23 protein-coding genes are annotated in these 19,531 nt (G+C 72.2%); 4 read left to right on the top strand and 19 right to left on the bottom strand.

The features are described 5' to 3' along the window. Nucleotides 1-28: 28 nt before the first annotated feature. Nucleotides 29-526, bottom strand: a complete 498-nt coding sequence (locus ACIGFK_RS32290; protein WP_376662294.1) for a YbjN domain-containing protein — start codon at nucleotides 524-526, stop codon at nucleotides 29-31. Continuing rightward, a complete protein-coding gene (gene mshA / locus ACIGFK_RS32285; protein WP_400054637.1) occupies nucleotides 519-1,901 on the bottom strand; it encodes a D-inositol-3-phosphate glycosyltransferase in 1,383 nt (460 codons plus the stop codon). Before mshA ends, ACIGFK_RS32290 begins: the two co-directional genes overlap by 8 nt. A gap of 213 nt (nucleotides 1,902-2,114) precedes the next feature. Here mshA and ACIGFK_RS32280 point away from each other — a divergent pair, with 213 nt between their 5' ends. The 3 genes from ACIGFK_RS32280 to ACIGFK_RS32270 all read left to right on the top strand — a co-directional run bounded on the left by ACIGFK_RS32280 (nucleotide 2,115) and on the right by ACIGFK_RS32270 (nucleotide 6,497). Beyond that, entirely contained in the window at nucleotides 2,115-2,954 is an 840-nt protein-coding gene (locus ACIGFK_RS32280; RefSeq protein ID WP_376662296.1) for a class I SAM-dependent methyltransferase, read from the top strand. A gap of 188 nt (nucleotides 2,955-3,142) precedes the next feature. After that, nucleotides 3,143-4,219, top strand: coding sequence for an NlpC/P60 family protein (locus ACIGFK_RS32275; protein ID WP_400054684.1), 1,077 nt, complete (start codon nucleotides 3,143-3,145; stop codon nucleotides 4,217-4,219). Between the two features lie 949 nt (nucleotides 4,220-5,168). Then, nucleotides 5,169-6,497, top strand: a complete 1,329-nt coding sequence (locus ACIGFK_RS32270) for a PP2C family protein-serine/threonine phosphatase (protein WP_376659482.1) — start codon at nucleotides 5,169-5,171, stop codon at nucleotides 6,495-6,497. Nucleotides 6,498-6,505: 8 nt separating this feature from the next. Here ACIGFK_RS32270 and ACIGFK_RS32265 read toward each other — a convergent pair whose 3' ends face one another. The 7 genes from ACIGFK_RS32265 to ACIGFK_RS32235 form a co-directional block, all read right to left on the bottom strand. Next, nucleotides 6,506-6,847 carry a DUF2516 family protein gene (locus ACIGFK_RS32265; RefSeq protein ID WP_376659483.1) on the bottom strand — a complete coding sequence of 114 codons (342 nt, stop codon included), beginning with the start codon at nucleotides 6,845-6,847 and terminating at the stop codon, nucleotides 6,506-6,508. A 124-nt stretch (nucleotides 6,848-6,971) separates the two neighbouring features. Next, the gene (locus ACIGFK_RS32260; protein WP_376659484.1) at nucleotides 6,972-7,532 is read right to left on the bottom strand and encodes a hypothetical protein; all 561 of its coding nucleotides are present in this window, start codon (nucleotides 7,530-7,532) and stop codon (nucleotides 6,972-6,974) included. Nucleotides 7,533-7,556: 24 nt separating this feature from the next. Next, nucleotides 7,557-7,967, bottom strand: a complete 411-nt coding sequence (locus tag ACIGFK_RS32255) for a helix-turn-helix domain-containing protein (protein WP_376659485.1) — start codon at nucleotides 7,965-7,967, stop codon at nucleotides 7,557-7,559. A gap of 133 nt (nucleotides 7,968-8,100) precedes the next feature. Next, the gene (locus ACIGFK_RS32250; protein ID WP_400054682.1) at nucleotides 8,101-8,868 is read right to left on the bottom strand and encodes a putative protein N(5)-glutamine methyltransferase; all 768 of its coding nucleotides are present in this window, start codon (nucleotides 8,866-8,868) and stop codon (nucleotides 8,101-8,103) included. 24 nt (nucleotides 8,869-8,892) lie between these two features. Next, nucleotides 8,893-9,708 (bottom strand): sigma factor-like helix-turn-helix DNA-binding protein, encoded by an 816-nt coding sequence (locus tag ACIGFK_RS32245; protein ID WP_376659486.1) that lies wholly within the window; start codon nucleotides 9,706-9,708, stop codon nucleotides 8,893-8,895. A gap of 77 nt (nucleotides 9,709-9,785) precedes the next feature. Further along, nucleotides 9,786-11,030: a GNAT family N-acetyltransferase gene (locus ACIGFK_RS32240; protein WP_386472560.1), complete on the bottom strand. Its 1,245-nt coding sequence runs from the start codon at nucleotides 11,028-11,030 to the stop codon at nucleotides 9,786-9,788. Nucleotides 11,031-11,101: 71 nt separating this feature from the next. Further along, nucleotides 11,102-11,677 (bottom strand): AmfC protein, encoded by a 576-nt coding sequence (locus tag ACIGFK_RS32235; RefSeq protein ID WP_376659488.1) that lies wholly within the window; start codon nucleotides 11,675-11,677, stop codon nucleotides 11,102-11,104. Nucleotides 11,678-11,813: 136 nt separating this feature from the next. Between ACIGFK_RS32235 and dtd the strand changes: the two genes are divergently transcribed. Beyond that, the gene (gene dtd, locus ACIGFK_RS32230; protein ID WP_376659489.1) at nucleotides 11,814-12,239 is read left to right on the top strand and encodes a D-aminoacyl-tRNA deacylase; all 426 of its coding nucleotides are present in this window, start codon (nucleotides 11,814-11,816) and stop codon (nucleotides 12,237-12,239) included. Nucleotides 12,240-12,249: 10 nt separating this feature from the next. On the opposite strand, the gene ACIGFK_RS32225 is transcribed toward dtd, so the two are convergent. The 10 genes from ACIGFK_RS32225 to ACIGFK_RS32180 all read right to left on the bottom strand — a co-directional run bounded on the left by ACIGFK_RS32225 (nucleotide 12,250) and on the right by ACIGFK_RS32180 (nucleotide 19,380). Further along, the gene (locus ACIGFK_RS32225; protein ID WP_376659490.1) at nucleotides 12,250-13,218 is read right to left on the bottom strand and encodes a YgfZ/GcvT domain-containing protein; all 969 of its coding nucleotides are present in this window, start codon (nucleotides 13,216-13,218) and stop codon (nucleotides 12,250-12,252) included. Between the two features lie 21 nt (nucleotides 13,219-13,239). Further along, entirely contained in the window at nucleotides 13,240-13,701 is a 462-nt protein-coding gene (locus ACIGFK_RS32220) for a Fur family transcriptional regulator (protein WP_376659491.1), read from the bottom strand. 84 nt (nucleotides 13,702-13,785) lie between these two features. Continuing rightward, complete coding sequence (locus ACIGFK_RS32215) at nucleotides 13,786-14,358, bottom strand: FABP family protein (RefSeq protein ID WP_329381583.1); 573 nt, start codon at nucleotides 14,356-14,358, stop codon at nucleotides 13,786-13,788. A 273-nt stretch (nucleotides 14,359-14,631) separates the two neighbouring features. Beyond that, complete coding sequence (locus tag ACIGFK_RS32210; protein ID WP_376659492.1) at nucleotides 14,632-15,684, bottom strand: hypothetical protein; 1,053 nt, start codon at nucleotides 15,682-15,684, stop codon at nucleotides 14,632-14,634. Next, complete coding sequence (locus ACIGFK_RS32205) at nucleotides 15,681-16,544, bottom strand: hypothetical protein (RefSeq protein ID WP_376659493.1); 864 nt, start codon at nucleotides 16,542-16,544, stop codon at nucleotides 15,681-15,683. The genes ACIGFK_RS32210 and ACIGFK_RS32205 overlap by 4 nt, the downstream gene beginning before the upstream one ends. Continuing rightward, nucleotides 16,541-17,368 (bottom strand): hypothetical protein, encoded by an 828-nt coding sequence (locus tag ACIGFK_RS32200; RefSeq protein ID WP_376659494.1) that lies wholly within the window; start codon nucleotides 17,366-17,368, stop codon nucleotides 16,541-16,543. Before ACIGFK_RS32200 ends, ACIGFK_RS32205 begins: the two co-directional genes overlap by 4 nt. Before the next feature lie 140 nt (nucleotides 17,369-17,508). Next, on the bottom strand, nucleotides 17,509-17,772 hold the full coding sequence (locus tag ACIGFK_RS32195; protein WP_376659495.1) for a DUF3099 domain-containing protein: 264 nt from the start codon (nucleotides 17,770-17,772) through the stop codon (nucleotides 17,509-17,511). A gap of 140 nt (nucleotides 17,773-17,912) precedes the next feature. Next, nucleotides 17,913-18,203, bottom strand: coding sequence for a DUF1416 domain-containing protein (locus ACIGFK_RS32190; protein ID WP_329381595.1), 291 nt, complete (start codon nucleotides 18,201-18,203; stop codon nucleotides 17,913-17,915). A 63-nt stretch (nucleotides 18,204-18,266) separates the two neighbouring features. Beyond that, the gene (locus ACIGFK_RS32185) at nucleotides 18,267-19,112 is read right to left on the bottom strand and encodes a sulfurtransferase (RefSeq protein WP_376659496.1); all 846 of its coding nucleotides are present in this window, start codon (nucleotides 19,110-19,112) and stop codon (nucleotides 18,267-18,269) included. Nucleotides 19,113-19,296: 184 nt separating this feature from the next. After that, nucleotides 19,297-19,380, bottom strand: coding sequence for a putative leader peptide (locus ACIGFK_RS32180; RefSeq protein ID WP_350206375.1), 84 nt, complete (start codon nucleotides 19,378-19,380; stop codon nucleotides 19,297-19,299). Nucleotides 19,381-19,531 lie beyond the last annotated feature (151 nt).

The raw sequence follows: 19,531 nt of genomic DNA, 5'->3' as shown, positions 1-19,531 counted from the left end.
GTGTCCGGCGGGGCCGTAGCGGGACGCGTCAGGGCGTCGGCTGCGTCAGGTGCTTGAACGCGTCGAGGTTGAAGGTCGGTTCGCCGCGGGACACGCGCCACTCGTACTCGCGGCGGATCGCACTGGCGAAGCCCAGCTCCAGCAGGGTGTTGAAGGCGCCGTCGGCCGCTTCCAGGACGGTGCCGAGGAGGCTGTCCAGGTCCTCCGGGTTCACCACCGACAGCGGCAGCCGGCCCGTGAGGTAGACGTCCCCGAGGCGGTCCACCGCGTAGCTCAGCCCGTACAGCTTGAGGTTGCGTTCCAGCAGCCAGCGGTGGACGCCCGCCTCGTTCTCGTCGGGGTGGCGGATCACGAAGGCGTTGACCGACAGGGAGTGCCGGCCGACCCGGAGCGAGCACGTGGTGCTCAGCTTGCGGGTGCCGGGGAGCTGGACGACGTACGAGCCCGGCTCGGGGCTCTCCCAGCTCAGCTCCGCGCCGGTCAGGGCGCTCTCGACGATCGCGGTGATCTCGGCGGTGTCAGCCATGGTGGGAGCGTACGCGACGGCGATGATCGTGCATCGCTGCCGTGTACACGTCGGCCGTGGCGCTCGCGGCCGTGTCCCAGCCGAAGAACTGCGCGTGCCGGGCGGCCTGTCCGCCCATCCGGTCGGTGAGCCCCGGCTCGTCGACGAAGCGCCGCAGCTGCCGCGCGTAGTCCACCGGGTCGTGGCCGGGCACGAGGACGCCCGTGACCCCGTCGTCGACCGCGACGGGCAGTCCGCCGACCGCGGCGGCGAGCACCGGGGTACCGGCGGCCTGGGCCTCTATCGCGACGAGGCCGAAGGACTCGCTGTACGAGGGCATGACCAGGACGGACGCGGCCCGGAACCAGTCCGCGAGGCCGTCCTGCGCGACGGGCGGGTGGAAGTGCACGAGGTCGGCGATGCCCAGCTTGGCGGCGAGCTTCTGCAGCCCCTCCGGCTTGGCCAGCCCGCTCCCGCTCGGGCCGCCGACGACGGGGACGAAGAGGCGGCGGCGCAGCGAGGGGTCCTGGTCGACCATCACGGCGACGGCCCGCAGCAGTATGTCGGGGGCCTTCAGGGGCTGGATGCGGCCGGCGAAGAGCGGGATGACGGCGTCCTGCGGCAGGCCGAGGCGGGCTCGGGCGGCGGCGCGGCCGTCGGCGACGGTGAAGCGGTCGAGGTTCACGCCGGGGTGGACGACGGCCACCTTGGCGGGGTCCGCCTCGTAGTGCCGTACGAGTTCGTCGGCCTCTTCGGCGGTGTTCGCGATGAGGCGGTCGGCGGCGGCCACGATCTGGGTCTCGCCGATGACGCGGGCGGCGGGCTCGGGGGTGTCGCCCTCGGCGAGAGCGGCGTTCTTGACCTTCGCCATGGTGTGCATGGCGTGCACGAGCGGCACGCCCCAGCGCTCCGCGGCGAGCCAGCCGACGTGGCCGGAGAGCCAGTAGTGCGAGTGGACGAGGTCGTAGTAGCCGGGGCGGTGGCCGGCCCAGGCCTGCATCACGCCGTGCGTGAAGGCGCACAGCTGGGCCGGGAGCTCCTCCTTGGCCAGGCCTTCGTACGGTCCGGCGTCCACGTGCCGCACGAGGACGCCGGGGGCCAGCTCGACCACGGGCGGCAGCCCGCCGGTGGTGGCCCGGGTGAAGATCTCGACCTCGATGTTGATCGCCGCGAGGCGCCGGGCCAGCTCCACGATGTAGACGTTCATCCCGCCGGCGTCGCCGGTGCCGGGCTGGTGCAGCGGTGAGGTGTGCACGCTGAGCATGGCGACGCGGCGCGGCTTGCGGTGGCCCCCGACGGCGGCCGGCAGGCGCAGCCGCGGCGGGTCGTGGCGGGTCGCGCGGGCGGCGAGGCGGCCGCCGATACTGCCGCCGATGCGGGACACGTACTGGCTCAAGGGAGCAGTTCCTCTCGCTCGGACGGACTCGTACAGCTGGCGGGCATGCGGACAGGAGCGCACGGGGCGCCCTTCAAGGAGTGCAACCCGGATGGCGGTCCCGCGCATTCCGGGATGGCCCGGGATTCCGCGATTTTTCTTGCGGAGGGCTCGGCGCTCCGGTGCCGGGGTCCGGTTTTCCCGCGGTGAGGGGGCTCCGCTTAACCTCGGCTCATGGCCTCCCGCAGCACCCCGTCCCCCTCGCCCAGCCATGGCTCCGGCCACCGGCACGGCCGCCCCGTGGGCACGGTGACGCGCGGGACGACCAACCCGAACCGGTTGCGCCGCATGGACCGCTGGATCGCGGCTGCGCACGGGGCTGCGCTGCGGCGGGCGGAGGCGCCGGTCGCGGTGGACCTGGGGTACGGAGCGGCACCGTGGACGGCGGTCGAGCTGCTGGCGCGGCTGCGGGAGGCGGCGCCGCGGGTGCGGGTGGTCGGCATCGAGATCGAGCCCGCCCGGGTCGCGGGGGCGAAGCCGTACGAGCGGGAGGGCCTGAGCTTCCGGCACGGCGGCTTCGAGGTGCCGCTGGACGGCGGGGAGCGCCCTGCGCTGATCCGCGCGGCGAACGTGCTGCGCCAGTACGACGAGGACCAGGTCGCGGAGGTCTGGCGGGGGCTGTGCGCGCGGCTCGCGCCGGAGGGGCTGCTGGTGGAGGGCACCTGCGACGAGATCGGGCGGCGGCACGTGTGGGTGGCGCTGGGCCCGGAGGGGCCGCGCACGGTGACGTTCGCGACCCGGCTGGGCTCGCTGGAGCGGCCCTCGGACCTGGCGGAGCGGCTGCCCAAGGCGCTGATCCACCGCAACGTGCCGGGCGAGCCGGTGCACGCGTTCCTGCGGGACTTCGACCGGGCGTGGGCCGCGGCGGCCCCGTACGCGTCGTACGGGGCGCGGCAGCGCTGGATCCGGACGGCGCGGGACCTGGCCGCCGACTGGCCGCTGGCGGACGGTCCGGGGCGGTGGCGGCAGGGGGAACTGACGGTGCGCTGGGAGGCCTTGCGCCCGGTGGGGTGAATACGGCGGGCCGGGGAACCGGTGATCCGGGTGGCCCGTTGAGTCGTCAGGGGTGGGGGCGCTCAAATGAATCCGGGCTGGGCGGGCCGGACATCCACAAGGGTGTTGGAATTCATCGACTCGTGACACCATCCCGAAGGCGATGACAAGTTACTGATGGATAGTCAGTTATGAAGTCTGGGGGGACCATGGGGGCCGTGAGGCGAAGGCGTGGCGCGAGCGCACTCGTACTGCTGTGTGCGATGGCGATATTGACCGCGCCGGGTCTTGCGACGGGCATGGCGCACGCGGCACCGGCCGCGCCGGCCGCACCCGCACCGGAACCGGGGGTCAAGTCCCTGGAGCAGGTCCAGAAGGAGATAGAGGACCTCTACCACCAGGCGGGCGCCGCCACCGACGCCTACAACCAGGCCGAGGCCGAGACCAAGGCCCAGTCCGAGAAGATCGTCGAGCTCGCCAACCTGATCGTGGCCGGGCAGTCGAAGATCGACACCCTCAAGAGCCGTGCGGGCGCCGCCGCCCGCGCCCAGTACCGCTCGGGCGGCCTGCCGCCGGGTGCGCAGCTGGCGTTGAGCGAGAGCCCGACGCAGTTCCTGGACGGCGCGGGCCGGTTGCGGCAGGGCGAGAAGGCCACCTCCAGCATGCTCTCCGAACTGGACAGCGCCCAGAACGACTTGCGGCGCTACGCGGCGGACGCGAGCGCGCGGTGGGCCGTCCTGGAAGCCAACCGGGTCAAGCAGGAAGCCGCCAAGAAGGAGATCGAGGAGAAGATCAAGGCGGCGGAGGAGCTGGAGAGCAAGCTGAAGGCCGAGGAGAAGGCCCGGCTGATCCAGCTCGAGCAGGAAGCGCAGTACAAGGCGCAGACGGCGTGGCTGTCGACGGGTGCGCTGAAGGACCTCAACGGCACGGCGACGGACGCGGGCAAGCGGGCCGTGCAGTTCGCCACCGCGCAGATCGGCAAGCCGTACGTCTGGGGCGCCGAGGGCCCGGGCTCGTTCGACTGCTCGGGGCTGACCTCCCAGGCCTGGCGGGCGGCGGGCAAGGGCATCCCCCGCACCTCGCAGGAACAGCTGCGGCTGCTGCCGAAGGTCGCGCTGAAGGACATGCGGCCCGGCGATCTGATCATCTACTTCGACGACGCGAGCCACGTCGCCATGTACATCGGCGACGGCGCGATGGTCCACGCCCCGCGGCCCGGCCGCAACGTCACGATCGCGGGGGCGGGCTCGATGCCGATCAAGGCGGTCGTCCGCCCCGACGCGTAGCCGTTGAACGGGTTGCCCTGCGGGCGGCTCGGCGGGTGCGGGTTGCCCTGCGGGCGGCTCGGCGGCGTGCGGGTTGCCCAGCGGGCAGCTCGGCGGGTGCGGGTTGCGCAGCGGGCGGCTCGGCGGGTGCGAGGTGCCCTGCGGGCGGCGGGTGCGGGTTGCCCTGCGGGCCGCGCGGGCGGGCTTCGCCCGCACCAACCGGCCCGGCCGCACCATCCAGCCCGTCCGGCGTTTGAGGACCGGGGTCCGGGGCGGAGCCCCGGGTCTTGCAGCCCCGCCGGCGTTTGAGGAGGGGGGCACCTCCCAGCGGTAGCTGGGGGAGGGTCCGGGCAGAGCCCGGTTTCGGGAAGGGGCGGGGTGGGGGAACGGCCCCGCGCAGCGGCCCGCCGGCGACGGCCCGCCGGGGCCGGGCGCGCGGCGGGGTACCTCCTCGGCCGTCGAACGTTTCCACGGGGTCGGCCGAAGTACGGGGCGGTTGCGTTCGACGCCCTGCGGGGGCACCCCACCGCACACCCGACCCCGGCGGGGGCGGCGCGGGCCGCGGGGGTCCCGGGTGGGCGCCCGACCCCGGCGGGGGCGGTGCGGGCCGCGGGGGCACCCCACCGCACACCCGACCCCGGCGGGGGCGGTGCGGGCCGCGGGGGTCCCGGTGGGCGCCCGACCCCGGCGGGGGCCGCACGGGCCGCGGGACCACCCCGGCGGGAATGGGGCGGATCGGGTGAATCGTCGGGAACGAGGCAACCGACTCGGCCCCGGCTACGTCTCGCCAGACGGGACGAAACGAGGGCCCCGTCGTGACGTTTGTCATCCAGTGAGGCCGAATTTCCCCCGGGATAACGGCATATGCCGGAGCTCCTGATCCACAGCGGCATTCCGCTCGCCCGGCCCTGCCGCTAGGGTCTGCCGGACGAGCGCACGACCCTCGGGGGGAGGGAAGGAACCGGAGACGATGCCCGTACCCGTACCGAGGCAGCGGGAGACCCCTGTCGAGGCGAGCGGTCAGGCCGTTCTGCACACCGCCACAGGCGCCACCGGCACGGCCACGGCCACCGCCATCGCGACGGCCCCCTCTTCGGCGACCCCTCACACCACCCCCCTGACCCTCCTCGTCATCGAGGACGACCCGGCCGGCGGCCTCACCGTCCCCGAGATCCTCGATTCCGACGGCCACCGCATCCGGCTCCGCACCGCCCGCAACCTCGTCGAGGCCGAGCGGCTGCTCACCCCCGACGTGCACTGCATCCTGCTCGACCTGTCCCTCCCGGAGACGAGCCCCCGCGCCGCGGCCACGGCCACCGCCGTCGACCAGCTGGCGATCCTGCGCCAGGTGCTCCGCCTCGCCCCCCGGCACGCCGTGCTCGTCCTCACCTCCGAGGCCGACGCCGAGCGCGCCGCCGAGGCCGTCCGGGTCGGCGCCCAGGACTTCCTCTTCCGCGACGAGCTGGACGGCCGGCTCCTGAGCCGCGCCATCCGCTACGCGGTGGAGAGAAAGCGGGCGGACATCGCCCAGTACAAGCTTGCAGAATCGAAACTGCGGGCCCAGGAGAACGCCCGCCTGGAGCGAGGGCTGCTCCCCACGCCCCTCCTCGAAGGCTCCGACCTCCGCTTCGCCGCCCGCTACCGGCCCGGCCGCAGCCGGGCCCTCCTCGGCGGCGACTTCTACGACGCCGTCCGCACCCCCGACGGCACCGTCCACGCGATGATCGGCGACGTCTGCGGCCACGGCCCCGACGAAGCCGCCCTCGGCGTCGAACTGCGCATCGCCTGGCGCGCGCTGACCCTGGCCGGACTGTGCGGGGACGACCTGCTGGCCACCCTCCAGGAAGTCCTGGAGGTGGAGCGCCCGTGCGAGGAGATCTTCGCGACGCTGTGCACGGTCGACATCTCCCCCGACGGCCGCCACGCGGGCCTGTGCCTGGCCGGCCACCCGGCCCCGCTGGTGTCCAGGCCGGGCCGCCCCGCGCGGCTGCTCCCGTACGAGAACAGCGGCCCGGCGCTCGGACTGCTGCCGCGCGCCCGCTGGCCGCGCCGGCAGGTCGAGCTCGGCGGCACGTGGAGCCTGATGCTCTACACGGACGGCCTGATCGAGGGCAGGATCGGCGAGGGCAGGGAGCGCCTCGGGCAGGACGGCATGGTCGAGATGATCAACCGCCACCTGGAGCACGGGCTGAGCGGCGAAGGCCTGCTGGAGGCCTCCGTCACCGAGGCCCGCCGCCTCAACGGCGGCGAACTCACCGACGACGTCGCCGTGGTCCTGCTCTCGCGCACCGAAGGCTGAGGGCCGGGCTACCGCCCGCCGTTGTAGGGCCCGTACGGCCCGTCACTGCTGCTGCCGCCGCGCCGCCGGCCGCCGCCCGAGACCTGCTTGAGGGCCGGGCGGACGTCGACGAGGAACACGATGGTCGCGACCAGTCCGGCGATCGTCAGGAACAGCATCGACGCCAGGAAGAAGTCCACGAGGACCGTGATGCCGAGGATGACCAGCCAGAAGGTCTTGGTCTGCTTGTCGGCCGCCCGGTAGGCGTCGTCGCGCGCCAGCAGCGCGAACACGAATGCCACGACGGCGAGCGCCAGCATGGCGAACCCGAGCAACGGGAGCACCCCGTTATCGAACCCGTTCATCAGCATCGCTTCGACCGCCTTCTTCTTCGCCTACGCATACCTGGGCATTCCACGCTACCGGCACGAGCGCCCTCGTGAACCACAACGGGCCGGACACCCTCCAGGTGCCCGGCCCGCCGCATTTCTACGCTCAGCTCTCGTCGGCCGCGGCGGCGACCGTGGCCTTCTTCGCCGTGCTCTTGCGCGCGGAGGCCTTCTTGGGGGCGGCCTCGGCCGCCGGCTCCGCGGCGGGCTCCGCCTCGGGCGCGGGCTCCACGGCCACGGCGATGTCGACGATCTCCTCGGAGACCTCGCCCCGCCAGGCGCGCACGGCCTGCTCGCCGTGCTCGGCGACCTTGTCGTAGGTCTCCTTGGCGCGCACGGCGTACTCCGCGGCCACGCCGACCCCGCGCAGGGCCAGGTCCTGGGCGGTCTCGCCGAGCTTCTTGGCGTCGATCGCGCCGAGCACTTCGGCGACCTTGGCGGTGACCGCCTCCTGCGCCTCCTTGGCCGCTTCCTTCGCCTTCTCCTGCACGGCCTTCGGGTCGGTGTTCTTCACGGCCTCGATGCGCGCGGGGGCCTCGGCGCGCAGCTGCTCGATGAGACCCGGCACCTTCTTGGCCTGCTGCACCGCGAGGTCCGCGGTGCCGGCGGCGAAGTAGAGCGGGGTGGGGTCGGTGAGGGTCTTCTTCAGGTCATCGGCGATGGCCATGTGGCTGGTCCTCCCGGATCAATTTCAGTTCGTCTTCGACGGCATCTCGTCGTCGGGCGTCCCGGTCGCGTCGGTCGCTCCGGGCAGGTCGAGCGCGTTCTCCTTGCGGAACGACTCGTAGATCTGGAGCAGCACCTGCTTCTGCCGCTCGTTGATGGACGGGTCGGCGAGGATGACGGCCCGTGTCTCCACCTCGTCCCGGTCCCGCTCATCCAGGATCCCGGCCTGCACGTACAGCGTCTCCGCAGAAATCCGCAGCGCCTTGGCCAGCTGCTGCAGGATGTCCGCGCTCGGCTTGCGCAGCCCGCGCTCGATCTGACTCAGGTACGGATTCGACACCCCCGCCGCGTCGGCCAGCTGCCGCAGCGAGAGCTGGGCCTGGCGGCGCTGCTCACGGAGGTATTCGCCGAGGTTTCCGACGTTGAGCGATGCCATGCCCCCACCCTGCCCCACCCTGCTAACTTTTGCAAGCGCCTGCTTGCAACATCTCCCACCCGGCCGGAGCCGATCGGGCTACCCGTCCGTCCCGGTGCTCTTCGCCTCGGCCTTCCCCGTCGCCTCTGCCTGGTCAGGCCTCCGCGACGACCACCGTCGCGTAGTACTCCTCCGAAGTGGCCACGCGGGTCGTGAGGCCCGCCGCGGCGAGGGCCGCCTCCGTCGACGGCGACTGGCGGACGCTCGTCTCGATCAGCAGGCGGCCGCCCTGAGCCAGCCAGCGCGGGGCGCCCGCCGCGACCCGGCGGTGGATGTCCAGCCCGTCCGCGCCCCCGTCGAGGGAGACCCGCGGTTCGTGGTCCCTCGCCTCGGGCGGCATGAGGCCGATCTCCTCCGTGGGCACGTACGGGGCGTTGACCACCAGCACGTCCACCCGGCCGAGCAGGGAGGCGGGCAGCGGCTCGTACAGGTCGCCCTCCCAGACCGTGCCGCCGTACGGGGCCACGTTGCGCCGCGCGTACGCCAGCGCCGCCGGGTCCACGTCCGCCACGTGCAGCTCCACCCCGCCCGGGGTCCGCGCCGCGACCGCCGCGCCCAGGGCGCCGACCCCGCAGCACAGGTCGAGCACCACCGCACCGGGCCGGGCCAGCGCCGCCGCCTCCTCCACGAGGAACTCGGTGCGCCGCCGCGGCACGAAGGCCCCCTCGCCCACCTCCATGCGCAGCCCGCAGAACTCCGCCCATCCCACGACGTGTTCCAGCGGTTCACCGCCCACCCGCCGGGCCAGCAGCTCCGCCAGGTGGGCGTCGTCGCGGGCGGCCCCGCCCAGCAGCTCCGCCTCTTCCTCCGCGAACACGCAGCCCGCCGCGCGCAGGGCTTCCACCAGTGACACCGGTGACATCGAGTGCGTCAAGTAGATCTGTCCTCAGTTGTCGACGAGTGCGACGTCCAGGGCGGCCAGCCGTGCCGGGTCCGCCGAGACGTCGATGGCGACGATACGGTCGTCGCCCACCGTGAAACCCATGGCCGCCACCGTCCGGCCCCCGGGCGGGACCGTGACCGCACCGGGTACGCCGTTCACCAGCGCGGGCCGCGCGTAGGGGGCCAGCCGCTGGAAGGTGAGCGCCTGCCGGGCCACCGCGCCCGCGCCCACCGCCGTCTCCGCGTCGTCCACCCGCAGCACGACGTCCGGGTCGAGCACCGCGGTCAGGTCCTCGTGGCTGCCCTTCCGGGCCGCGGCGAGGAAGGCGTCGACGATCTCCCGCTGCCGGAACGGGTCCGCCTCCGGCTCCGGCGCCCCGCCCCGCACCCGCCGGCGGGCCCGGACCGCCAGCTGCCGGGCCGCCTCCGGACTGCGCTCCACGATCGGTGCGATCTCGTCGAAGGGCATCCCGAAGAGGTCGTGCAGTACGAACGACAGCCGCTCGGCGGGCCCGAGCTGGTCCAGGACGACCAGCAGCCCGAGCGCGACCGAGTCCGCGAACAGCCCCTCCCCCTCCGGCCGGCCGCAGGGGATCGCGGGCACACCGGCGCGCGCCCGCAGCCGGTCCAGGCAGACCCGGGCGACGACACCGCTCAGCCAGCCGGAGTCGGCGTGCTCCAGGTGCCGCCGGGCCTCCTGGAGCGCGTCCTGCGCCTCGGCCTCGGAGCCGAGCATCCGGACCGCCACCGCGTGCAGTTGCCCGCGCCGCTCCTCGAACCGCGCCGCGAGGTACCCGCCGTCACCCGTCCCGCTCCCCATCGCCCCGGCTCCTCTCGTCCGTTGTCACACTGACCGCCCGGAGCCGGCGGACGTGACAGGCCGGATGCGGCGGGGGCTCAGAAGACGTCCGGGCACCACGGCCGGCGGGCCGTGCGGAACACCGCGTCCGCCAGCTCCACCGCCCCCGGCCGTCGCTCCGTCACCCGGCCGAGCGCGGCCAGCCGTACCGCCGACTCGTCGCCCAAGTAGAGCGAGCCCAGCGCGGACACGTCCAGGCTCAGATCCGCCGGGTCCTCGGTCCGCTCGCACGTGCCGCCGCCCGCGTCGAGCCGGTAGCGGCCGTCCGACAGACCCGCCGCGTCCGCGACGTCCAGCACGAGGATCCCCGGCACGGCGTACGTCCGCGCGGCCAGGGCCCGTACGACGTCCAGCAGCCGCACCCACAGGAAGTCCGCGGCGGTCACGATCCGGGCCGAGCGCGGGTCGGGCAGCAGCTGGGCGACCAGGTCGTCGGGGGCCCGGTAGCCGGTGCGGACCTTCGCCACCCAGTCGATGGAGCACAGGAACCGCCACAGCGCCCGCTCCGCCTGCGGGGTGACCGCCAGCAGGTCGTTGACCTGCACGGTGTTCTGCGGGACCTTCGCGTCCGTCCAGTGGTCGTCCGCCCCGTACACGGCCAGCCCGGTCACCTCGCCGGCCGCCGTGCGGTACACCGCGTGGAACTTCTCCTTGTACGGGCGGTACGACATCTCCTCCAGACCGGTCGCCAGGTTCCACCAGCGCTCGTTCCGGTTCACGGCGCCGTGGGTGCGCGCCCGGAGCCGTTCGTGCAGCTCCGGCCCCACCCGCCGGACCTCCTCCACGTCGACCAGGTCGATCCGGCCGCCGTCCGCGGGGGCGGCGAGGCGCGGGTCCAGCCCGGTGCGCGGTACGTCGATCTCCCACTCCGAGACGGCGGCCGCGGGGCCGTACCCGTACCGCCCGTAGATCGGGTACTCGGCGGCGATCAGCGTCGACAGCACGTCGCCGCGCGCCTTGGCGGCGGCCAGCTCGTCGGCCATCATCCGCGACAGCAGCCCCTGGCGGCGGTGCGTGGGCAGCACGCCGACGTTGGAGACGGCGCTGGAGGGGACGGACGCCCCGCCGGGCACGGTGAGTTGCTGTGCGAAGGAGCGGAAGGCGCCGACGCAGCGGCCGGTTTCGGAGTCGAACGCGCCCAGCGTCCGGGTGAGGTCGTTCTGCTTGGCCCGCTGGGCCACGTCGGAGTCGGTGACACGGGCGGCGGTCAGGAAACCGGTGTTCACGGTTCGCAGCCACTCGGGGAGTTCGGATTCGGCGATCGGCCGGACGTCAGCACTCATAGCCGCCCACGCTAATCGCCGGGGCGACGTCCGGTCGCCCGGTTTTCCGCCCGCCCCAGCGCCCTCCCGTCCTACGCCAGCAGGTCGTCCACCTGCGCTTCTCCCTCCCGGTAGCGCCGGGTGATCTCCGCGCTGCAGTCGTCCACCGTCCGCTGGAGCTGCTGCCGGCGCCGCGAGACCTGCTGCTCGTAGCGCACCAGCTTGCCCATCCCCTCGTACAGTTCGCCGTCCGTGCGCGCGCTGAGGTCCGACAGCTCGACGTCGGACAGCATCTCCGCGGCCAGCAGCCGGTACTCCTCGCCGTGCGGGGTGCCGAGCGTGACGTGCCGGGCGGAGGCGCTGCGGCTGGAGGGGGCGTCGGCGAGGATCTCCGAGAGCCGGTCCACGACCGGCGCCTCCGGGTCGGCGCGCCGGGCGAGTTCGGCCCGCAGGATGTCGATGCGGCCCTGGAGCAGCCGGCGCACGTAGCTCAGATCGGCCTCGTCGCGCTGCGCGTCCCGGCGCAGCGCACGCAGTTCCGGCAGCCCGAGCTCGCTGGTGGGGTCCTCCGGCCCCGGCTGTTCACCGGTGCGCTGCGCGGGCGGTCGTACCGCTGCAGCTGCGACGGAGGAGGGTGATGCAGGTACGGAGGTACCAGAAGTATTCATACGAACGAGTCCGTCCCCTCGACCGGTGCGGCGCACCCGCACCGCCTGCGTGCATCGTGCCACTCTCCGTGGTCCCGATGCAGTCGTACTCCACCCGATCGGCCCCGGACGGGTGCAACCCTGATACACAGGTGGTATGCGAGCTGTGGTGCAGAGGGTGGACGGCGCGAGCGTCGTCGTGGGCGGCGAGACCGTGGGCGAGATCGTCGGCGAGGGGCTGTGCGTGCTGGTGGGGGTGACCCACGACGACACCCCGGAGAAGGCGGCGCTGCTGGCGCGCAAGCTGTGGTCCGTGCGGATCCTGGAGGCCGAGAAGTCCTGCAGCGACGTGAACGCCCCGCTGCTGGTGATCTCCCAGTTCACGCTCTACGGCGACGCGCGCAAGGGCCGCCGCCCCACGTGGAACGCGGCGGCGCCCGGCCCGGTGGCCGAGCCGCTGGTGGACGAGGTCGTGGCGCAGCTGCGGGCGCTGGGCGCGACGGTGGAGACGGGCCGGTTCGGCGCGGACATGCGGGTCTCGCTGACCAACCACGGCCCGTTCACCATCGTCATCGACATCTAGCGCGCGGGGATCACGGCGCTACGACGACCTCCTGCGCGGCGGCCGTCCCGCCGACCAGCAGCGGCGCGTCAACCGGCACGTTCCGCTTGACCAGCGCGAGCGCGATCGGGCCGAGCTCGTGGTGGCGTACGGCGGTGGTCACGAAGCCCAGCTGCCGGCCCTCCTCCCCGTCGGCGGCGAGCCGGACGGGGGCGCCGTGCGCCGGGAGGACCACCTCGGAGCCGTCCAGGTGGAGGAAGACCAGCCGGCGCGGGGGCTTCCCCAGGTTGTGGACGCGGGCCACCGTCTCCTGGCCGCGGTAGCAGCCCTTCTGGAGGTGGACGGCGGTGCCGATCCAGCCCAGCTCGTGCGGGATGGTCCGGTGGTCGGTCTCCAGGCCGAGCCGCGGCCGGTGCGCCTCGACGCGCAGCGCCTCGTAGGCGAGGAGCCCGGCGGCCGGACCGTGCGCGGCGGCGAAGGCCTCCAGCTCGGCGCGCGGCAGGAAGACGTCACGGCCGTGCGCGGTCTCCCGGACGGTGAACTCCTTGGGCACCTCGGCGATGGACCCGGCCGGCAGGTGCACGACGGCGAACTCGTCGGTGCGGTCGGCGATTTCGACGCGGTAGAAGAACTTCATCGCCTCCAGGTAGGCGAGCAGCTCCCCCTGGGTGCCGGGCTCCACGTGAGCCCACGTGGTCTCGCCGTCGTCGACGAGGTAGAGCGCGTGCTCGATGTGGCCGTTGGCGGAGAGGATCAGCGCCTCGGTGGCCTGGCCCGCGGGCAGTTCGGTGAGGTGCTGGGTGAGCAGCAGGTGCAGCCAGCTCAGCCGCTCCGGCCCGCTGACGGTGACGACTCCGCGGTGCGAGAGGTCGACGAAGCCGCGGCCGTCGGCGAGGGCGCGCTGTTCGCCGTACAGCTCGCCGTAGTGGGCGGCGACGCCCTCGTCGCGGCCTTCGGCCTGCACGGCGCCGGGGAGGTGGAGCAAGGGGCTGCTGGTCATGGGACCAAGCGTACGACTCTGCTACGCGTGGCCGTCATGTTGTCGGGCCGAACACTTCTTGCACAGGCCGAAGATCGCGAAGTGCTTCATGTCGGTCTCGAACCCGAAGGTGGCGTGGAGCTTCGCGGTGAAGTCGGCGGCGATGTCCACGTCCGCCTCGATGACGTCCGCGCAGTCGCGGCAGACCAGGTGGATGTGGTGGTGCCGGTCGGCGAGGTGGTAGGTGGGGGCGCCGTGCCCGAGGTGGGCGTGCGAGACGAGCCCCAGCTCCTCGAGGAGCTCGAGGGTGCGGTACACGGTGGAGATGTTGACCCCGGAGGCGGTCTTGCGCACCTGGGCGAGGATCTCGTCCGGGGTGGCGTGCTCCAGGGTGTCGACCGCTTCCAGTACGAGCTGGCGCTGCGGTGTCAGCCGGTATCCGCGCTGCCGCAGGTCGCTCTTCCAGTCGGTGCCCTCGGGGTTCTCGGCGCTCTCGGTGCTCACCACCCGGCCAGTGTAAGCGCGAGAGGGGGACCGCGGGTGCTCCCGCGGTCCCCCTCGTGCACAGCCTGTGGACCGCTCAGCGGCTCACCGGAAGAAGGCGATGCCGTCGTCCGGCATGTCCGGGAGGTTGCGCGCCATCTCGGCGACCTCCTCGGGCGTGACGACCTTCTTCAGCTGGGCCGACATGTACGGACGCAGCTCGACGTCGGGCGTGGCCTTCTCGCCGACCCACATCAGGTCGCTCTTGACGTAGCCGTAGAGACGCTTGCCGCCGCTGTACGGGCCGGAGGCCGCGGTGCGCGCGACGGCGTCCGTGACCAGGTCGATCTGCGGCTTCTGGTCGGCGAGATCGCCGTACCAGACCTCGACGACGCCCTGGTCGCGGACCATGACGACCTCGACCTTGCGGTCCTTGTCGATGCGCCAGTAGCCGGACTCCGACTCCAGCGGCCGCACCTTGTTGCCCTCGGCGTCGAGGACCCAGGTGTGCGAGGTGTACTCCAGGAAGTCCCGGCCGTCGTGGCCGAAGACGACTTCCTGGCCGAAGTTGCACTTCTCCTCACCGGGGAAGTCGAAGACTCCCGCGCCCTCCCAGGTGCCGAGGAGGAAGGCCAGGGGGACGAGGCCGGGGTTCAGGTCGGACGGGATCTGGATCATGAATGGCTGCTCAGGCGATCTGTGGGAGGGGTTCCGGGGCGGTCTGCCGGGCCGGCTGCGGAGCCGCGGCTCAGCGCTGGCCCTGGTACAGCTTCTTGACCGCCAGGCCGGTGAAGGCCATGACGCCGACGCAGACCAGGACCAGCAGGGAGGTGAAGACTGCCTCAAGCACGGGGTGCTCCTCGGAATTCGTTTCTGGGGCTGTACGGGGCCGGTCCCCAAGCCTACTGGCCCGGGGACCGGCGCACTGTGTGAGGTGGGCCGTACCGCCGGTCAGCCGAGCAGCTGGCCCTGCAGGATCACCGTCTGGTGGAACGGAATGGTCGCCACCTCGCCCTTGCGGGTCTGGAAGACGGCGGCGAGCAGGTCTCCGGAGTCGACGCAGCCGACCCTCACCTGCTCGTCGCCGTACGGGCGGGCCTCCGAGAAGAAGGAGAGGGGGTTGCCGACGACCCCGGCGACGTCGGGTACGGGCTGGGTGCTCTTGGCCTTGCTCCAGGCGGAGTCGGGCTCCATGCGGTTGACGCCGTTGACGTTCATGTTGATGCCGCAGCCATCGAAGGCGTTCACGAAGCCCGACGAGTGGAAGCGCAGCAGGTAGACACGGGTGCGGGTGCCGTCCGGCATCAGCCAGCCGCGGCCCACGATCTGGCGCAGGCCGTCGTCGGTGAAGCCCTGCTTCATGTTCTCGCGAGCTGTGGGCTCGTACTCCTCCAGGAAGGTGTCCACGGACACCACGGAGTCCTTCTCCAGCTTCAGCGCGGGGTCCGGGGTGGACCCCTTCGGGGCCGGGAGGAGGAGTTCAAGGGTGGACGCGTAGTGGATGCGGTCCTTGTTGTCCTCGGCGAAGGGCTGGGCGGCGCCGGGCGGCAGCGTGGGCTTGACCAGCTGCGGGAAGACCCATCGGCCGTCGTCCTTCGTGGAGAGCCCGGGGACGTCGGTGCGCTCGGGCCGTGTGATCCCGTACGCCACGCCTGCGCCGGCGACGGCGAAGACGGTGACGGCTGCGGTCCAGCGGAGGAAGGCGAAGAGCTTGCGGCGGTCCTTGGGCGCCGTGCCCTGCGGGGCTTCGGCGGTCTCGGGGGCTTCGGCCGCCTGCGGGGCCGCGAAGGCCGCCAGCGTGTCCGTGGCAGCCGGGACCCGGGTCGCGACGGGTGCTTCGGGGGCTGCCGCCTCGGGGGTCTCCGGAGCCTGCGGCTGTGCGGCTACCGCCTCCTGCGCTGCCTCGGGGGCCTGGGCCTGCGCGGCCACCGCGTCCTGCGGGAACGGGGCCTTGACCATGTCGACCGGCTCCGGAGCGGCTGCGGTCGCGTTCTGCTCGGTCACACGCTCTCCCCGGGGGTCTTCAGGTGGGTCAGCTGGTTCTTGAAGAACTCCGCGGCAGTGGAAGTGGAGAAGGGCTTGGGGCCGTACGCCCGGAAATTGACCATCACGTCACCCTGGATCGCCACGCATTCGAGCGAGTCGATCTTCTCTTCCTTCTTCTCCTCTCCGATGGCGAGGAGTGAGCACTTGGCGTCCGGGAAGCCGTCCACCTTCGGTGCGTCACGGCCGTCGCCGAGGAGATCGAGGAGCTTCTTGCTGATCTCGGAGAACTGGCCGATGGCCTTCGGATCGGCCTGCATGAGGCGGACCTCCAACACCATCTGGCCGCCGGCCTTGGCGTAGCTGCGACCGGCCAGCCCCTTGAGCTTCAGCTCCGCCAGTGCTTCGTCGCGCTTCTTGCGCTCGCTGCCGGACAGGCCCTTGCTGGACGCCTTGAAGCCCTCGACGGCGGCCTCGCCGGAGACGAAGAAGTTGTTGCCGTCGTCGTCGAGGTCCGGGCCGAGGCTGAACTCGCGCTCGCTCGGTACCGGCAGTAGCTTGCCCGCCAGCTCGTTCAGCGGCACGGGAGCCGGCTTCTCGGCGCTCACGGGGCGCTCGTCCTCGGCGGTCCAGTAGCGGGTGGGTGCGGTGCGGTCGGCGTCGGCGATCGCGGAGGCGCCCCATGCACCACCGCCCACGAGGAGCGCCACGGCCACGACCGCTGCGGTGAGGGCGACCTTTTTGCGGTTGACCTTGCGCGCGGGCCCGGCCGGCTCGGCTGCCGCCGCCTCGGGCGCCGTGGGAGCCTCGGGCTCCGGTGCGGCTGCAGGGACCTGCGGAGCCTCCGGAGCCGGGTTCGTCTCGTTCTGCGGCTCGGTCACAGTCGCTCCAGCTGTCGCTTGGCCAGGTCGATGACATCGCTCTCGGCGATCTTCTTGCCGCGCTTGTCGTAGTAGAAGACCTCCACGACGATGTCGCCCCGGCGGACTTCCGCAGTGGCGGTGCGGAGCGGGTAGTACCCCGGCTTCTCCTTGGCGTCCGACCCCACCCAGGCGTGCCCCACCTCGTCGGGGACACCCGGGATGGCCACGCCGGAGTTACCGGAGTCCTTCGTCCTGTACTCGGCCTGGTGCTGCTGGAACTCCTCCGCGGCGGAACGTTCGCGGAACTGCAGCAGCCGCACCTCGACCACGATGTTGTCGCCCTCCTGCCACCGCGTCGTCGCGACCCGTCGGAGGTTGTTGCGCACGATGTTGCGCAGGCCCGCGTCCGGCTTCTCGAAGTTCGTGGCGAACCAGTCGAGGGACTCGTAGCCGGCGCCCTCGACCTCCGCCCCCTTCGGCGCCTCGATCAGCAGCTTCCTGAGGTCGCCGTCCGTCTTGTGCCAGCGGTTGCCGTTGATCGTCTTGTTCGTCGTGGTGGCGTCGGGCGCCAGCGCCTTCGGCGTCACCAGCTTCTGCTGGGCCAGCGGCGGCAGCGGCGTCGGTTCGCGGTGGTACTGGATCGCGTAGCCGGTGACCGCGCCCGCGAGGACGCCGAGGGCTGCCGCGCCCGCGATCAGGAGCGTCGTACGGCCGCGGCGGCGCGGGGCGGCGGGGGCGGCGGCTTCGTCGGCTGCCGGGGTGGAGAGCTGGTCCGGAGTGTCCGAATCAGGGGTGGTCTCCGCCTCTTTTCGCAGCTCGGGGATGGTCTGTTCGTGTTCCAAAGGGGTCCCCCCACAGGACATGAGGCACAGGTTGACTACCCGTGCGTATCCATGACCCGACCCAGGGGGGAGCAGTTGTATGAATGCTTATTACATTCTTATCTCGCCGGGCTTGATCCCCGGTTCCCCGGTTCCCCGCCTCAGTCCTCGTGGCGCCGCTTCCCGTCCAGCTCGTCCCACCACTCGTCGGACTTCGGATCGCCCGAGGGGTCGTCCCACCAGCGGTCGTCCGGGCCGCGCCGGTTCGCGATCATCGCGGCGACCGGCGGGATGACCATCGCGACCACGCACATGGCCACGGCCGCCTCCACGGAGAGCAGGCGCACGAAGGACCAGGCGGAGACGAAGAGGAACAGGCATCCGCCCATGAGCAGGAAGTAGGTGCGCCTACGCCTGGCGTACATAGCTCCAGGGTAGAGCCGTGGTCGCTCCGGACAAGGGTGCGGACAGCACGAAGGGCCGCACCCCGTTCCAGTGGCGTCCAACCCCTGGGGTGCGGCCCTTCGGCCGGTCAATCAGTGCCGCGGTGCGCGGGCACGGTCCGTCAGACCGCGATCGCCACGTCCGTCACGCCGCCGGCCTCGGCGACCACGACGGCGCGGTCGGCCTTGGCACCCGGGACGAGCGCGCGCAGCGTCCACGAGCCGGGGGCCGCGTAGAAGCGGAACTGGCCGGTGGCCGAGGTCGGGACCTCGGCGGTGAACTCGCCGGTCGAGTCCAGCAGACGGACGTAGCCGGACACCGGCTCGCCGCCCTGGGTGATCTGGCCCTGGATCGCGGTCTCACCGGGCTTCAGCGTCGCGAGGTCGGGCCCGCCGATCTGTGCTCCACACATGTTCTCTGTCCTGTCCTGGAGAGGTTCTGCTGCTTCGGGCGGGCGTCGCGTGCCCGGCCGGGATTACTTGTTGGCGCCGAGCTCGATCGGCACGCCGACGAGCGAGCCGTACTCGGTCCAGGAGCCGTCGTAGTTCTTGACGTTCTCCTGGCCCAGGAGCTCGTGCAGCACGAACCACGTGAGCGCGGAGCGCTCACCGATGCGGCAGTAGGCGATGGTGTCCTTCGCCAGGTCGACCTGCTCGGCCTCGTAGAGGGCGGTCAGCTCTTCGTCCGACTTGAAGGTGCCGTCGTCGTTGGCGTTCTTCGACCACGGGATGTTGCGGGCGCTCGGCACGTGGCCGGGACGCTGCGACTGCTCCTGCGGCAGGTGCGCCGGGGCGAGCAGCTTGCCGGAGAACTCGTCGGGGGAGCGGACGTCGACCAGGTTCAGCGAGCCGATCGCGGCCACGACGTCGTCGCGGAAGGCACGGATGGAGGTGTCCTGGGCCTTGGCCTTGTACTCGGTGGCCGGGCGGTTCGGGACGTCCTTGCCGTCGACCAGGTCGCGGGAGTCGAGCTCCCACTTCTTGCGGCCGCCGTCGAGGAGGCGGACGTCCTGGTGGCCGTAGAGCTTGAAGTACCAGTAGGCGTAGGACGCGAACCAGTTGTTGTTGCCGCCGTAGAGGACGACGGTGTCGTCGTTGGAGATGCCCTTGGCGGAGAGGAGCTTCTCGAAGCCCTCCTGGTCCACGAAGTCACGGCGGACCGGGTCCTGGAGGTCGGTCTTCCAGTCGATCCGGACGGCGTTGGTGATGTGGTTCTTGTCGTAGGCGGACGTGTCCTCGTCCACCTCGACGATGACGACGTTGGCGTCGTTCAGGTGGGCCTCGACCCAGTCGGCGTCTACGAGGACGTCGCTGCGGCTCATGGTGTTCTCCTCCGGGGCAGTGTGCGGCGGGGCGGTACGGATGCTGCGGTGCTGCTGCGTGCGTACGGGTGCGCTTCTGAACCTGCGCGGGGAGGCGTCAGGGATCAGGAGGCGGGTGCGGTCACGCGGGAAGGGCCGGTCTGGCGGCCGTCGTCCGGTCGTATGGAGCGGTAGCGCTCACACGTCACATGGATCGACAGAGCATGGCGGCGACGCGACACAGGTCTACTGCCCGCCGCTTCGTGAGGTCCGCCTGCTGATGCTTCATAACCATGGATCGTAGGGACGAATCGGCCGCCCTGTCACCGGTGTGTCATATCCCGAGACGGGATCGTCCGGATACTGGGATGCGAACTCCTCGTACGGCCGCCGCGCCGCCTCCTGGAGCCGTTCTGCGGCCCGTCCTTCTGCGGATCGGA

The organism is Streptomyces sp. NPDC085524 (genome assembly GCF_044541755.1).
Classification (GTDB): Bacteria; Actinomycetota; Actinomycetes; order Streptomycetales; family Streptomycetaceae; genus Streptomyces.
Note: the sequence above shows the minus strand (reverse complement) of the source record. Positions and strands in the feature narration are given on the sequence as shown.

Excerpts from the sequence above, each read along its gene's own strand:
- ACIGFK_RS32290 (WP_376662294.1), bottom strand. The coding sequence starts at position 526 with ATGGCTGACACCGCCGAGATCACCGCGATCGTCGAGAGCGCCCTGACC.
- ACIGFK_RS32280 (WP_376662296.1), top strand. The coding sequence starts at position 2,115 with ATGGCCTCCCGCAGCACCCCGTCCCCCTCGCCCAGCCATGGCTCCGGC.
- ACIGFK_RS32275 (WP_400054684.1), top strand. The coding sequence starts at position 3,143 with ATGGGGGCCGTGAGGCGAAGGCGTGGCGCGAGCGCACTCGTACTGCTG.
- ACIGFK_RS32270 (WP_376659482.1), top strand. The coding sequence starts at position 5,169 with ATGCCCGTACCCGTACCGAGGCAGCGGGAGACCCCTGTCGAGGCGAGC.
- ACIGFK_RS32265 (WP_376659483.1), bottom strand. The coding sequence starts at position 6,847 with ATGCTGATGAACGGGTTCGATAACGGGGTGCTCCCGTTGCTCGGGTTC.
- ACIGFK_RS32260 (WP_376659484.1), bottom strand. The coding sequence starts at position 7,532 with ATGGCCATCGCCGATGACCTGAAGAAGACCCTCACCGACCCCACCCCG.
- ACIGFK_RS32255 (WP_376659485.1), bottom strand. The coding sequence starts at position 7,967 with ATGGCATCGCTCAACGTCGGAAACCTCGGCGAATACCTCCGTGAGCAG.
- ACIGFK_RS32250 (WP_400054682.1), bottom strand. The coding sequence starts at position 8,868 with ATGTCACCGGTGTCACTGGTGGAAGCCCTGCGCGCGGCGGGCTGCGTG.
- ACIGFK_RS32245 (WP_376659486.1), bottom strand. The coding sequence starts at position 9,708 with ATGGGGAGCGGGACGGGTGACGGCGGGTACCTCGCGGCGCGGTTCGAG.
- ACIGFK_RS32240 (WP_386472560.1), bottom strand. The coding sequence starts at position 11,030 with ATGAGTGCTGACGTCCGGCCGATCGCCGAATCCGAACTCCCCGAGTGG.
- ACIGFK_RS32235 (WP_376659488.1), bottom strand. The coding sequence starts at position 11,677 with ATGAATACTTCTGGTACCTCCGTACCTGCATCACCCTCCTCCGTCGCA.
- dtd (WP_376659489.1), top strand. The coding sequence starts at position 11,814 with ATGCGAGCTGTGGTGCAGAGGGTGGACGGCGCGAGCGTCGTCGTGGGC.
- ACIGFK_RS32225 (WP_376659490.1), bottom strand. The coding sequence starts at position 13,218 with ATGACCAGCAGCCCCTTGCTCCACCTCCCCGGCGCCGTGCAGGCCGAA.
- ACIGFK_RS32215 (WP_329381583.1), bottom strand. The coding sequence starts at position 14,358 with ATGATCCAGATCCCGTCCGACCTGAACCCCGGCCTCGTCCCCCTGGCC.
- ACIGFK_RS32195 (WP_376659495.1), bottom strand. The coding sequence starts at position 17,772 with ATGTACGCCAGGCGTAGGCGCACCTACTTCCTGCTCATGGGCGGATGC.
- ACIGFK_RS32190 (WP_329381595.1), bottom strand. The coding sequence starts at position 18,203 with ATGTGTGGAGCACAGATCGGCGGGCCCGACCTCGCGACGCTGAAGCCC.
- ACIGFK_RS32185 (WP_376659496.1), bottom strand. The coding sequence starts at position 19,112 with ATGAGCCGCAGCGACGTCCTCGTAGACGCCGACTGGGTCGAGGCCCAC.
- ACIGFK_RS32180 (WP_350206375.1), bottom strand. The coding sequence starts at position 19,380 with ATGAAGCATCAGCAGGCGGACCTCACGAAGCGGCGGGCAGTAGACCTG.